General features: G+C 59.5%; 11 protein-coding genes. 9 read left to right on the top strand and 2 right to left on the bottom strand.

Features of this window, described 5'->3' with window-relative positions:
- Window positions 1-170 precede the first annotated feature (170 nt).
- From E2N92_RS08110 to cgi121, 6 genes are all read left to right on the top strand, one after another.
- Window positions 171-1,190 (top strand): type II glyceraldehyde-3-phosphate dehydrogenase, encoded by a 1,020-nt coding sequence (locus tag E2N92_RS08110; RefSeq protein ID WP_220682975.1) that lies wholly within the window; start codon window positions 171-173, stop codon window positions 1,188-1,190.
- Window positions 1,191-1,225: 35 nt separating this feature from the next.
- Entirely contained in the window at window positions 1,226-2,167 is a 942-nt protein-coding gene (locus tag E2N92_RS08105) for a tyrosine--tRNA ligase (RefSeq protein ID WP_220680693.1), read from the top strand.
- 14 nt (window positions 2,168-2,181) lie between these two features.
- A complete protein-coding gene (locus E2N92_RS08100) occupies window positions 2,182-2,976 on the top strand; it encodes a serine protein kinase RIO (RefSeq protein ID WP_220680692.1) in 795 nt (264 codons plus the stop codon).
- A gap of 5 nt (window positions 2,977-2,981) precedes the next feature.
- On the top strand, window positions 2,982-3,524 hold the full coding sequence (locus E2N92_RS08095; protein ID WP_220680691.1) for a KH domain-containing protein: 543 nt from the start codon (window positions 2,982-2,984) through the stop codon (window positions 3,522-3,524).
- Window positions 3,525-3,624: 100 nt separating this feature from the next.
- Complete coding sequence (locus tag E2N92_RS08090) at window positions 3,625-5,820, top strand: ATP-dependent DNA helicase (protein WP_220680690.1); 2,196 nt, start codon at window positions 3,625-3,627, stop codon at window positions 5,818-5,820.
- A complete protein-coding gene (gene cgi121, locus E2N92_RS08085) occupies window positions 5,813-6,319 on the top strand; it encodes a KEOPS complex subunit Cgi121 (RefSeq protein WP_220680689.1) in 507 nt (168 codons plus the stop codon). The genes E2N92_RS08090 and cgi121 overlap by 8 nt, the downstream gene beginning before the upstream one ends.
- Window positions 6,320-7,723: 1,404 nt before the next feature.
- Here cgi121 and E2N92_RS08080 read toward each other — a convergent pair.
- Both E2N92_RS08080 and E2N92_RS08075 read right to left on the bottom strand, forming a co-directional pair.
- Window positions 7,724-8,212, bottom strand: a complete 489-nt coding sequence (locus tag E2N92_RS08080) for a MogA/MoaB family molybdenum cofactor biosynthesis protein (protein ID WP_220680688.1) — start codon at window positions 8,210-8,212, stop codon at window positions 7,724-7,726.
- 165 nt (window positions 8,213-8,377) lie between these two features.
- Window positions 8,378-8,536, bottom strand: a complete 159-nt coding sequence (locus E2N92_RS08075) for a hypothetical protein (RefSeq protein ID WP_220680687.1) — start codon at window positions 8,534-8,536, stop codon at window positions 8,378-8,380.
- Between the two features lie 642 nt (window positions 8,537-9,178).
- Here E2N92_RS08075 and E2N92_RS08070 point away from each other — a divergent pair.
- From E2N92_RS08070 to E2N92_RS08060, 3 genes are read left to right on the top strand one after another with little or no spacing between them, the layout of a single operon-like run.
- Window positions 9,179-10,462: an ORC1-type DNA replication protein gene (locus E2N92_RS08070; RefSeq protein ID WP_220680686.1), complete on the top strand. Its 1,284-nt coding sequence runs from the start codon at window positions 9,179-9,181 to the stop codon at window positions 10,460-10,462.
- Window positions 10,463-10,467: 5 nt separating this feature from the next.
- Complete coding sequence (locus tag E2N92_RS08065; protein ID WP_220680685.1) at window positions 10,468-10,959, top strand: Lrp/AsnC family transcriptional regulator; 492 nt, start codon at window positions 10,468-10,470, stop codon at window positions 10,957-10,959.
- Window positions 10,960-10,967: 8 nt separating this feature from the next.
- Window positions 10,968-12,131, top strand: coding sequence for an aminotransferase class I/II-fold pyridoxal phosphate-dependent enzyme (locus E2N92_RS08060; protein WP_220680684.1), 1,164 nt, complete (start codon window positions 10,968-10,970; stop codon window positions 12,129-12,131).
- Window positions 12,132-12,899: the final 768 nt, after the last annotated feature.

Here is a 12,899-nt window from a genome sequence, read left to right as displayed (position 1 = left end):
GATCTTCGAGCGGCCAGCCCCCTGGAGAAGAGAGACAAAAAATTCCTTCACGCCAGGAACCCGGCACATCGCCGACCAGAACTACCTTTCCCACAGACCGACCGACGGCAACGGCCGAAGACCCCCCGAGAGGGAACCTTTATGGTGTTCTGTTGTCACTGAAGCTTTACATGATCAAGGTCGCAATCAACGGATACGGCACCATCGGGAAACGTGTCGCCGATGCGGTCGCCGCTCAGCCCGATATGGAGGTGATCGGGGTTTCGAAGACGAAGCCGAGCGCCGAGGCCTTCGTCGCGAACCAGCGCGGGTACCCGCTCTACATTGCCGAGATCAACCGCAAACCACTCTTCGATGAGGCCGGGATCGAGGTCGCCGGCGACGTCACCGAGATGATCAAGCAGGCCGACGTCGTCGTCGACGCCACTCCCGGCGGGATCGGAGTCAAGAACAAAAAACTCTACGAACTCCACGGCGTCAAAGCGATCTGGCAGGGCGGCGAGGACCACGAGGTCGCAGGCTTCTCCTTCTGCTCGAGCTGCAATTTCGAAGAGGCGAAGGGGCGCCAGTTCACCCGGGTGGTCTCCTGCAACACCACCGGGCTCTGCCGGATCATCCATGCAGTGGACGAGGCCTTCGGCGTGAAGAGAGTCAGGGCAACGATGGTCCGCCGCGGTTCCGACCCCGGCGAAGTGAAGAAGGGACCGGTCGACGCCATCGTTCTCAACCCCGTGGAGATCCCGAGCCACCACGGCCCCGACGTCCAGAGCGTCCTCCCTGAGATCGACATCACGACCATGGCGATGATCGTCCCGACCACCTTCATGCACATGCACGCCATCCAGATGGACCTCGAAAAGGAAGCCACGAAGGAAGAGATCATCGAGATCATCGAGGCCCACCCGCGGATGGGACTGGTCAGGGGCGCCACCGGGATCAAGAGCACCGCGGAACTCAAAGAGTTCGCGCAGGACATGGGCCGGCAGCGCGCGGACCTGTACGAGAACTGCATCTTCGCCGACTCGGTCGGATTCGTCGGGAACGAACTCTTCCTCTTCCAGGCCATTCACCAGGAAGCCGACGTCGTCGTCGAGAACGTCGATGCCATCCGGGCGATGATGAACGGCGCTGCCGACGCCGCAACCTCGATCCAGATGACCAACGAGGCCCTCGGCTTCCATGCCATCTGAAGAAGTTTAATCCTCATCGCACCCCAACTCTTTTTATGGATCCCTACTCTCTTGCAACACGCAATACCGTCGAGATCGTCACCGACGAGGAGTTGCGGGCTCTCCTTCAAAAGCCCGTCAAGCGAGTCTACGCCGGGTACGAGCCGAGCGGGGAGATTCACCTCGGCCACCTGGTGACCGTCAACAAACTCATGGACCTCCAGAAGGCCGGGTTCGAGGTGACCGTCCTCCTCGCCGATCTCCACGCCTTCCTCAACCACAAGGGCACCCTGGACGAGGTGCGGGAGATCGCGGAGTATAACCGCCGGTGCTTCGAGGCCCTGGGGCTGAAAGGAGCGAAGTACGTGATGGGCACCGACCTCCAGCTCAACCCCGAGTATGAACTCCTGGTCCTCCAGCTCTCTCAGGAAGTCACCGTCAACCGGGCGCACCGCTCGATGGACGAGGTCGGGCGCGGCATGGACCACCCGGCCGTCTCGCAGATGGTCTACCCGATCATGCAGATGGCCGACATCGCCCTCCTCGGCGTCGACGCCGCCGCCGGCGGGATCGACCAGAGAAAGATCCACATGCTCGCCCGCGAGCACCTCCCGGGCATGGGCTACCCCTCGCCGGTCTGCATCCACACCCCCATCCTCAACGGCCTGGACGGGAAGAAGATGTCCTCCTCTGCCGGCAACCTCATCTCGGTCGCCGACTCCGAAGAGACGATCAGGAAGCGGATGAAGAAGGCCTTCTGCCCGCCTGAGATCGATGAGAACCCGGTGCTCCAGGTGCTTCAGTATCATATCTTCCCCCGCTTCGAGACGATCACGATGCACCGGCCGGAAAAGTTCGGCGGCGACCTGGAGTTCGCCTCCTACGCGGAGGTCGAGGCGGCGTACGCAGGCGGCAAGATCCACCCGCTGGACCTCAAGAACATGACCACCGACTACCTCGTCGAGATGCTCGCCGGGGTCCACGACGCGGTCGCATAAGGTGAGACAGACCTATGAGTAAGGACAGAGACGGTCGCGAGTTCGACAGGAAACTCGAGGAACTGGGCGTCAGGATCAAAGACGAGGACACCAGGAAGGTCAGGGGAGAGGTCTTCGACGAGGTGACCCTCCTCGCCCTGTACCGTCTTGTCCACAAGAAAAAACTCTCGGCGGTGGGCGGATCCCTCTCCACCGGGAAAGAAGCAAACGTCTTCCTGGGCGAGCGGAACGAAAAAACGGTCGCGATCAAGATTTACCGGATGAGGACGGCGAACTTCAAGGCGATGGCCGATTATATTCTCGGCGATCCCAGGTTTGCGTCGGTGCGCCGGACTCGAAAGGATATCGTCTTCACCTGGACGAGAAAGGAGTTCGCAAACCTCAAACGGGCATATGAGGCCGGGGTTCCGGTCCCTGAGCCTTACGCCTTCGACCGCAACATCCTGATCATGGAGTTCCTCGGCGAGGACGAGGTGCCGGCACCCCAGATCCGGTACGTCGACCTCCCCGACCCGGAAGCGACGTACCGGGAGGTTATCGGATGCATCAAAACGCTGTACCAGGAGGCACGCCTCGTCCATGGTGACCTGAGCGAGTTCAATATACTCTGGATGGACAGACCCTATATCATCGACATGGGCCAGGCGGTCACCCGCGAGCACCCGAATGCCGGCACCTTCCTGATCAGGGATATCAGGAACGTCAACCGTTTCTTCTCCTCGCTCTGCGAGGTGGAGGACGAGGACATGTTGATGGACGAGGTGACCGGGGGAGCGATCAGACCGCTCCGCGAGAAGAAAGACTGGTGATACATATGACTGTACAGGAGATCAGGATCGGAGCACGACGGATCGGCGCCCTCATCGGAAAAAGAGGAGCCATAAAGAGAAAGATCGAAGAGCAGACCGGGAGCGCCATCAGGATCGACAGCGACGAGGGTGACGTCTTCATCGAAGGTGAAGACGCCTTCGGGGTGCTGCGGGCCGCCGACGTGGTCACCGCCATTGCACGCGGGTTCTCCCCCGAACGGGCCTTCGCCCTCTTCGAGGACGAGGACATGACCCTCGAGGTCATCGATCTCTCCGAGATCGATCCCTCCCCCAAACAGCAGGAACGCCTGCGGGGACGGATCATCGGAAAGGCCGGGAAAGGCCGCCAGCAGATCGAGGATATGACCGGGGTCGAGATCTCGGTCCAGGGGAAGACGGTGGCGCTCATCGGGATGCCCGAGAAACTCAGGACCGCGCGCACCGCCATCGAGATGCTGATCAACGGGGCCCAGCACGAGACGGTCTTCTCCTTCCTCGAGAAGAAGCGGCGCGAGGAGCGCGAGGACATGCTGGGGTACTACTACTGACCCGGACTATTGCCGGTGGAGAGAGATATACAAATTTCTCTATATTTCTTGAGATCTGGAAACATATGATCGAGCGTGGAGTGGAAACAAAGGGGTCTATATGAAAGTGACTGACCTCCCCATCCCGGAACCCCTCAAAAAATCGTACACCACAAAGGGTATCGAGGCCCTCTACCCGCCGCAGGAGGAGGCGGTCAGGCGCGGGATCTTCGAAGGCAAAAACCTTCTTTGCGCCATCCCCACCGCCAGCGGGAAGACCATTGTCGCGGAGATGGCGATGCACCGTCAGGTGGCCGACGGCGGCAAATGCCTGTACATCGTCCCGCTCAGAGCGCTTGCCACCGAGAAGTACGACGACTTCTCAGGGAAGGGCCTCTCAGTCGGGGTGGCGACCGGCGACCTGGACCGCCGGGACGCGTACCTGGGCAGAAACGATATCGTCGTCGCGACCTCGGAGAAGGTCGACTCTCTCCTCAGGAACAGGGCCCCCTGGCTCGCGGAGATCACGCTCCTGGTCGTGGACGAGTGTCATCTCATCGGTTCCGAGGACCGGGGGGCGACCCTCGAGATGGTGATCGCCAAACTCAGGCATAAGAACCCGGAGATGCAGGTGATCGCCCTCTCGGCCACGGTCGGGAACCCCGGTGCCCTGGCCGGTTGGCTTGACGCCGAACTGGTGACCAGTGAGTGGCGCCCGGTCGACCTGCGCGAGGGGGTCTACTGGCAGGGTGCGGTCCACTTCGAGGACCATACCCGGGCGGTGCCGGCGGTCTCGAAGGACAACGACCTCAACCTCTGCCTGGATACCGTCGCCGAGGGGGGGCAGTGTCTGGTCTTCGTGAACAGCAGGCGGAACGCCGAGGCCTTTGCAAAGAGGGCGGCGTCAAAACTGAAACTCTCCGACCCCACTCTTGACGCGGCGGCCGAGCGGATCGAACAGGGGGCGACGACCGAACTGGGCCGGACGCTCGCGCGGTGCGTGAAAGGGGGGGCGGCCTTCCACCACGCCGGTCTCGCCGCCGCCGAGCGGCGCGAGGTGGAGGACGGGTTCAGGACAGGCGCGATCAAGGTCATCTCCTCGACCCCGACCCTGGCTGCGGGCCTGAACCTCCCGGCCAGGCGGGTGATCGTGCGCGATTACCTGAGGTTCGGCCAGAACGGGATGGCCAGGATCCCGGTCGGCGAATACAAACAGATGGCCGGGCGGGCCGGGCGGCCGCACCTCGACCCGTACGGCGAGGCGGTGCTCATCGCCAAACGCGAGAGCGACAGTGAAGATCTCTTCGAGACCTATATCGATGCGCTGCCTGAAGAGGTCCACTCGCAGTGCAATGCCGAGAACGCCCTCCGCTCCCATATCCTCTCGCTGGTCGCCACCGGGTTTGCCAGGAGCCGCACCGAGGTGCTCGGCTTTATGGAGACGACCTTCTACGCCTACGAGCACCAGGGCCGCCGTTCCACCATTCAGGAGACGGTCGAACGGGTCATCGACGACCTGATCGCGGCCGAGATGGTCGACGAACTCGACGAGTGGCTCGAGGGAACCGAGTATGGAACCCTCGTCTCCAGATTGTACATCGACCCGAGGACTGCCGAAGCGGTCGTCGATGCGCTGAGGCTGCGGCCCGCGTACGCCGACGTCGGGGTGCTCGAACTCCTCTGCGAGACCCCTGACATGCTCACCCTCTTCCTGCGCAAGGACGACTACGAGGTCGTCGACCGGTTCCTCGCGGAGCGCCGGGACGACCTCTGGACCGGCGTGCCGTACGGCTACGACGACCTCGAAGGCTTCTTCCAGAGCGTCAAGACCGCCATGCTCCTCCTCAACTGGGCCGAGGAGGTGACCGATGAGATGATCTGCGAACGCTTCAATGTGGGGCCGGGCGACATCCACAACAAGGTCGAGACGGCGGTCTGGCTCATCCACGCAACCTCGCGTCTCGCGCATCTCTTCGCCCCCGACCTCGAGAAACCAATCGCTGAACTGGAGATCAGGGTGAAGCACGGGATCAAACGCGAACTCCTCCCGCTGATCAGGCTGCGCGGGATCGGACGGGTGCGCGCAAGAAGGCTCTTCAACGCCGGGCTTGTCACTCCCGAGGATCTCAGGACCGCAGGCGTGGGGAGACTCACTCCCATCCTGGGCGAGAAGACCGCGGCCAGGGTCGTCGCCCAGGCCGGCGGTAAGGTGGACGAGGTGCCGGAACCGGAGTCGGTCGACGACGAACCCCTCGCCGAGGGCCCGGGCGAACACCAGACTTCGTTGAGTGCATTCGGAGGAACCGAGAATGAATGAGTGTGACGTGAGGGAGGCAGTCATCGAGGTGGACTCGCTGCCTGCCTTCCTCAGGACGATGGCCGGGATTGCGGCGGCGCACCAGACCCATATCATCTGTTTCGACGCCGACGAGATGGCCGGGCGCGGGCACGTCGAGAAGGCGGTGAGGCATGCGGTGCGGTCGTGCCGGGAAGGCCGGGCGATCTCCAGGTCGCTGGAGATGGAGGCCCTCCTGTACGCCGCAGGGACAAGACAGTGCCGGATCGGGACCGAGATCGGGCTTCACGAGGGGACGAACCGCTCCTATGTCTGTTTCTGCCCGCCCTCCCCCACGGCCGCCGAGGCCCTTGCCAGAGTGGTCAAATGGGTGGACGAGGACTGGGAGGAGATCGACGCCGCCAGGCAGAAGCGGTTGATGGAGCGCTTCGGGATCACCGAGGAGGAACTCGAGGCCGCAGGCGGACGGATCAGGCTTCTTGTCTACGAACGGGTGGCCCTCCTCGAGATCAACCGATAATAATTGAAAACTCTATTCTGTAAAATCCCCAATTTTTTCGAGATGCAAACGTGAAACAACCGAGCCTCCCACATCTTTCACCGAAGGTGCCGCACCGGCTATCTTCTCACAAGATGGGATGGGAGAATAAATTCGGTGATGAGGGACGGCACATTTTGATCACGATGCCGTCCTGTTCTCATGACCCCGAAGATTGGAGCGGGACGGAAGAGTGGCGATCATTACCCCGAGGAGCACACCAATTCGTGCCGTCCCCCGTCCCATCTTCTCGCGAAATATCAGAACAGATTCAGTGATGAGGGACGGCACATTTTTTGATCACGACGCTGTCCTGTTCTCATGACCCCGAAGATTGGAGCGGGACGGGGAAGAGCACACCACCCCATGCCGTCCCTCACCTATCTTCTCGTGAAATACCAGAACAAATTCAGTGGGGGAGGACGGCACATCCGATCACAACGCCGTTCCGGTCTCATGACCCCGAAGATAGAAACCGGATGGGAAGAGGGCGATTATTACCCCGAGGAGCACACCACCCCGTGCCGTCCCCCGTCCTATCTTCTCACGAGAGAGCAGAACAGATTCAGTGATGAGGGGACGGCACATTTTGATCACGATGCCGTCCTGTTCTCATGACCCCGAAGATAGAACCGGACGGGAGAAGGTTGATCTCCGTCGCCGTCCCCCGCACTATCTTCTCGCGAAATACCAGAAAATATTCAGTGATGAGGGACAGCACATTTTGATCACGATGCCGTCCTGTTCTCATGACCCCGAAGATTGGAGCGGGAAGGGAGAGGAGCGATTATTACTCCGAGGAGCACTCCACCCCGTGCCATCCTCCGTCCCATCTTCTCGCGAGACGGCAGAACAGATTCAGTGATGAGGGAGGGTACATTTTGATCACGACGCTGTTCTATTTTCATAACCCCGAAGATTGGAGCAGGACGAGGAAGAGCACACCACCCATGCCGTCCCTCACCTATCTTCTCGCGAAATATCAGACAAAATTCAGTGATGAGGGACGGCATATTTGGATCATCACGCTGTCCCGGTTTCATGACCCCGAAGATAGAACCCGGACGGGAAGAGGGCGATCATTACCCCGAGGAGCACACCACCCCATGCCGTCCCTCACCTATCTTCTCGCGAAATACCAGAACAAATTCAGTGGGGGAGGACGGCACATCCGATCACAACGCCGTTCCGGTCTCATGACCCCGAAGATAGAACCGGACGGGAGGAGGTTGATCTCTGTCGCCGTCTCCCGTCCTATCTTCTCGCGAAATACCAGAACAAATTCAGTAATCGGAGACGGCACGATCTGATCACGAGCCATCGGCTTTCGCTGACGATCGAAAGGAGTCGAGAAAATTACAGAGCCAAAAAATGAATTGACGCGATCTACCCACGGGCGTGCGAGATGATATGGAGCAGTTCGGGGATGATGATCTGCTCGGTGGCGAGGGTGACCGCACCGGTCGATCCCGGGACGCAGAAGATCGCCTTTCCGCCCGCGACACCGGCAGCGGCGCGCGAGAGGAGGGCCGAGGTCCCGATATCGTCATAGGAGAGCATCCTGAAGAGTTCTCCGAACCCCTCCATCTTCTTCTCAAAGAATGGTTCCACCGCCTCGATGGTGCAGTCGTCTGGGGTCAGCCCTGTCCCTCCGTTGAAGATGACGGCATCCGCCAGCGAGAGCGACTCGAAGAGGGAGGCCCGGATCGCCGCGGTGTCGTCCTTGACGATCGCCCGGTGGACGACATGATACCCCGCGGCCTCAAGGAGATCGCGGATCGCTTTCCCGCTCGTATCGGTCTCCTCGGTCCGCGTCGAGGAGACGGTCACCACCGCGACGGTCACCTCGATCTCTTTGATATGTTCTGGTTTCATTGAGAATCCTCAGTGAGAGATTGATCCTTTCCCCCAGATACTTCTTGTGGGAGAGGGAAGAACCCCCACCCCTTTATTTCCAGTGGAACGAAGGCGGAGAAGACCTGAGTAAAACGAGGAGGGATCACGCTCTTCTGCCACCGGATCTCCTCCGGCACTCCCCGATCATTTTATCGAAGATCCTGGGAGATAATCAGATGAAACAAGATATTTGAACCCGAATCCAAGATCCGGATCCCCTGAGATCACACCCTGATCTCCCCTGTACTCCCCATTGTTTCCCTTTACGATCAGCGTGATCAACTCCGATCCAGTGAGGATCATGAAGAGATCAGGTGAGGATCAAGAACGATCAGAGAAGATCGAGGGGATCTGTGATCACCGATCCGAGATCGACTGATCCTGATTCTGCCTGATCGAGGATCTGTGATCACCAATTCAAGATCCAAGATCGGGTGATCCTGATTCTACCGGATCCAGGATCTGAGATCACCGATCCGAAATCCGAGATCGACTGATCCCGATTCTGCCTGATCGAGGATCTGTGATCACCGATCCGGGATCCGAGATCGACTGATCCCGATTCTACCGGATCCGGGATCTCAGATCATCATCATCACCAATGTGGGATCCGCGATCATATCTCGCGCCGATCCCTGATCCCTGATCACGATCTAGTCAGATCGGCGTGATCGCTGATCTCTGATCAGATCGGATATATAGTACAAGTCGCGAACCATACAACAAGCTGTTTTTCACAATTAAAAAAGAAAACAGGATCCTGTTTTCCTTTTGATTCCACTCGAAACAAAGGGGTGGGGGTGATCGTTCGCGATCTCGGCGTTTCTGAACCTTTCTCAGAAACCGGAGATCATATTTATATAGTATCTCCAATGGAAACAAAGGGGTTATATCCCCTCACCCCCATGAGATCAGTGTTCACCCCTTACTTCTGCAGTTGATACCATGGCCGAAAACGATGATCAACCCCTTGGTCTTTTTCAAAAATTCCTCAGCAACAACCGGATCTTTAAGAATCGGGAGGTGCTCAGGCACTCGTACCGACCGCAGATCCTCCCTCATAGGCGCCCCCAGATCGATGCCATCGCTTCCATCCTCGCACCTGCTATCAAGGACGAGACCCCCTCGAACATTCTCATCTATGGGAAGACCGGGACCGGCAAGACGGCGTGTGTCCGGTACGTGGGGAGCGAACTCGAGAAGGTCGGCGCCGGTGTGGGGACCGGGTGCCGGGTGGTCCACCTCAACTGCGAGGTGATCGACACCCAGTACCGCGTACTCGCGCAGATCGCCAAGAGCCTTGAGGACCTCGACGCCAGCGCGAGTGACCGCGCCCGCGCTCACATCCCGATGACCGGGTGGCCGACCGACCAGGTGTACACCGAACTCAAGAACCAGCTTGAGGCAACCGGCGGGGTGCTCGTCATCGTCCTGGACGAGATCGACAAACTCGTCAAAAAAAGCGGGGACGAGACCCTGTACAACCTCACCAGGATCAACGCCGACCTGCAGGGCGCCAAGGTCTCGATGATCGGGATCTCCAATGACCTCAGGTTCACCGACTTCCTCGACCCCCGCGTCCTCTCCTCCCTCTCCGAAGAGGAGATCGTCTTCCCCCCTTACAACGCCCCGCAACTCTGCGACATCCTCGCCCAGCGCGCTGAGATGGCCTTCGTCGAAGGAAGCCTCGAAGAAGGGGTCATCCCGCTCTGCGCCGCCTTCGCCGCGCAGGAACACGGCGACGCCCGCCGCGCCCTCGACCTCCTCCGGGTCTCCGGCGAACTTGCGGATCGGGAGAACGCCGAACAGGTGAAAGAGAAGCACGTCCGTATGGCCCTCGAGAAGATCGAGACCGACTCGATGATCGAGTGCATCTCGACCCTGCCTACCCAGAGCAAAGTCGTCCTGTACTCGATGCTGCTCCTGGAGGAGATGGACAAGAAGATCTTCACCTCCGGCGAGGTGACCAGGGTCTACCGTGAGGTCTCGCGCATCGTCAACATCGACCCGCTCACCCACCGGCGGATCACCGACCTCATCTCCGAATTGAACATGCTCGGGGTGATCAACACCCGCGTCGTCTCGAAAGGACGATATGGAAGGACAAAAGAGATGTGGTTTGACAGCAACACGAAGAAAATACAGGAAGTCCTCGCGAAAGACCCGAGGCTTTCTGAGGAACGTCTCGCCCAGGTAGACCTCAACCGCCTGAAGGCATCGTTTCGGTGATTGCAATGGATGACAAAGATCGTTTGGTCCTCCATATCCTGGAGGAAAACAGCCATGTTCCGATCGAGGAACTGGCGACCATGGTAGAGCTCCCTGTACACGAGGCCGCGGACCGGGTCAGGGCCCTCGAGGCAGCAGGGGTCATCAGAAAATACTGCGCGGTCATCGACTGGGAAAAGGCAGGAGACAGTGAGGTCACCTCGATCATCGCTCTCAAAGTCACACCAGAGCGCGACTACGGGTACGACAGGATCGCCGAGCGGATCGCGCGCTTTAGAGAGGTGAAGACCCTCCGTCTGGTCTCAGGGAGGTACGACTTCATCATCCTCGTCACCGGGCGGACGATGCAGGAGGTCGCCAGGTTTGTCTCAGAACACATCGCCCCCATGGAGCAGATCAACGAGACGTCGACCCAGTTCGTGATGAAGACCTACAAGGAGAATGGGACGCCGTACGACGAGCGCATCGCCGGCGAACGCCTTCCGTACTCGTTCTGAGGTGTCGCATGCGCAACTTCGTATCTGAGCGGGCGCGGGAGATCCCGCCCTCGGGGATCAGAAAATTCTTCGATCTCTGCATCGGGATGGACGACGTGATCTCCCTTGGTGTCGGGGAACCCGATTATTCCACCCCATGGAACATCAGCGAGGCCGGGATCTACTCGATTGAACAGGGCGTCACCTCGTACACCTCGAACAAGGGGCTTCCGGCCCTGCGCGACACGCTTGCCGCCGACCTCGCGCGCCGGTACGGGACCGACTACTCTGCCGAGGACGAGATCATCATCACGACCGGGGTCTCAGAAGCAGTCGACATCGCGATCAGGGCGGTCACCGATCCCGGCGACGAGGTCCTGGTCATGGACCCGGCTTATGTCAGCTATGCCCCGTGCGTCACCCTCGCAGGCGGTCGCCCGGTCCCTCTTCCCTGTCTGGAGAAGGACCGGTTCAAGATCACTCCCGAAGCATTGATGGAACGGATCACCCCGAAGACCAAGTCGATCCTGCTCAATTATCCGAACAACCCGACCGGCGGGGTCATGAACAGGAGCGACTACCGGGCGATCGCCGACATCCTGGTGGACCACGACCTCCTTCTCATCTCCGACGAGGTCTACTCGGAACTGACCTATGAAGGCACCCACTGCTCGCCGGCCTCCATCGAGGAACTCCGCGAGCGCACGATCACCCTGAACGGTTTTTCAAAGGCCTACGCGATGACCGGGTGGAGGATCGGGTACCTCTGTGCTCCCAAAGAGATCTGCGACGCCGCCCTGAAGATCCATCAGTATGTGATGCTCTGTGCCCCGGTGATGGGCCAGGTGGCGGCCCTCGCGGCCCTCCGGCAGGCTGAGGAGGACAAAAACGAGATGGTGCGGGAGTACCGCCTCCGCCGCAACCTCTTCGTCGAGGGACTGAACCGGATCGGGCTGCGGTGTCACATGCCTCTCGGGGCCTTCTATGCCTTCCCGTCGGTGAAGACAACCGGGCTTTCCGACGAGGAGTTTGCCGAGCAACTCCTGAAGGAGGAGAAGGTCGCGGTCGTGCCCGGCAGCGCCTTCGGTCCGGCCGGCGAGGGCCATATCAGGTGTTCGTACGCCACGAGTCGTGAGGATCTTTCGGTCGCGGTCGAGCGGATGGGCGAATTTGTGGCCCGTCTCCGCGGCTGAGATCCGCGCGATCCCTTTTTTGTCGGTTCATCAGATCCCGATCTGTTGTGTATGACCTTTGTCTGACAATTCTGACCTGCTGAACCCCTTTGTTTCCACTGGAGATGTCGATATTGTATTTTATATATTATTTTCATAACGGATTATGTTGAAGATGTCGGGCGGTTTTTTTCAGTCGCCGACATTTTTGAGGGTGGGGTGCCGACCCCCAATTTCGCGGAAAATTCTCGTCATATGGATCAGAATTGTTTTCCACGCCTTCCCCCCTCACTCGCCATTCGGAGTTCTGAGGCAGCGCCCCCGGCGCGAGGGTTCGGGGATAAAACCGGATCTTCCAGATGCCCTGTTGCGAGGATGGAGATCCACCCACACGCCGAAGCGCTGCTCAGAAAACTTTCATCGCGTATGCTTGAGCCCAGAGTTCATACTCGATTCAACAGAGGTGAAAAAAGGGCTTTGTAGAAATCATCTTGATGGTTCTCTTCGACGGGGGGCTTGCCGCCCCCCGAACCCACCACGCGAAGATAGGCGGTGGACTGCACCCCCCCTTTCATGTTCATTTCTCCGCCTTCCGCCCCAATCTTCATCCTGGGGGGCTGGGGACTCTCCCCCTGGCGTGAGCAGGAGGGAAGGCGATGGATTCAGTTCACAAGGGGTTGAGGTGATGAAAAGAGGATGTTTTCTACAGAGCCCTTTGTAGAATTTTCATGAGGCGAGCGCCCGCCTCAAGCATACGTGATGAAAATATCATCTCAGAACTGGATCGAT

It is taken from the genome of Methanofollis formosanus, from assembly GCF_019633745.1.
In the GTDB taxonomy this organism is placed as follows: Archaea; Halobacteriota; Methanomicrobia; order Methanomicrobiales; family Methanofollaceae; genus Methanofollis; species Methanofollis formosanus.
This window is presented reverse-complemented; position numbering and strand designations above follow the sequence as displayed.

Coding starts and splice junctions, on each gene's coding strand:
- E2N92_RS08065 (WP_220680685.1), top strand. CDS start 10,468: ATGGATGACAAAGATCGTTTGGTCCTCCATATCCTGGAGGAAAACAGC.
- E2N92_RS08070 (WP_220680686.1), top strand. CDS start 9,179: ATGGCCGAAAACGATGATCAACCCCTTGGTCTTTTTCAAAAATTCCTC.
- E2N92_RS08080 (WP_220680688.1), bottom strand. CDS start 8,212: ATGAAACCAGAACATATCAAAGAGATCGAGGTGACCGTCGCGGTGGTG.
- E2N92_RS08075 (WP_220680687.1), bottom strand. CDS start 8,536: ATGATCCTCACTGGATCGGAGTTGATCACGCTGATCGTAAAGGGAAAC.
- E2N92_RS08060 (WP_220680684.1), top strand. CDS start 10,968: ATGCGCAACTTCGTATCTGAGCGGGCGCGGGAGATCCCGCCCTCGGGG.
- E2N92_RS08105 (WP_220680693.1), top strand. CDS start 1,226: ATGGATCCCTACTCTCTTGCAACACGCAATACCGTCGAGATCGTCACC.
- E2N92_RS08110 (WP_220682975.1), top strand. CDS start 171: ATGATCAAGGTCGCAATCAACGGATACGGCACCATCGGGAAACGTGTC.
- E2N92_RS08090 (WP_220680690.1), top strand. CDS start 3,625: ATGAAAGTGACTGACCTCCCCATCCCGGAACCCCTCAAAAAATCGTAC.
- E2N92_RS08095 (WP_220680691.1), top strand. CDS start 2,982: ATGACTGTACAGGAGATCAGGATCGGAGCACGACGGATCGGCGCCCTC.
- cgi121 (WP_220680689.1), top strand. CDS start 5,813: ATGAATGAGTGTGACGTGAGGGAGGCAGTCATCGAGGTGGACTCGCTG.
- E2N92_RS08100 (WP_220680692.1), top strand. CDS start 2,182: ATGAGTAAGGACAGAGACGGTCGCGAGTTCGACAGGAAACTCGAGGAA.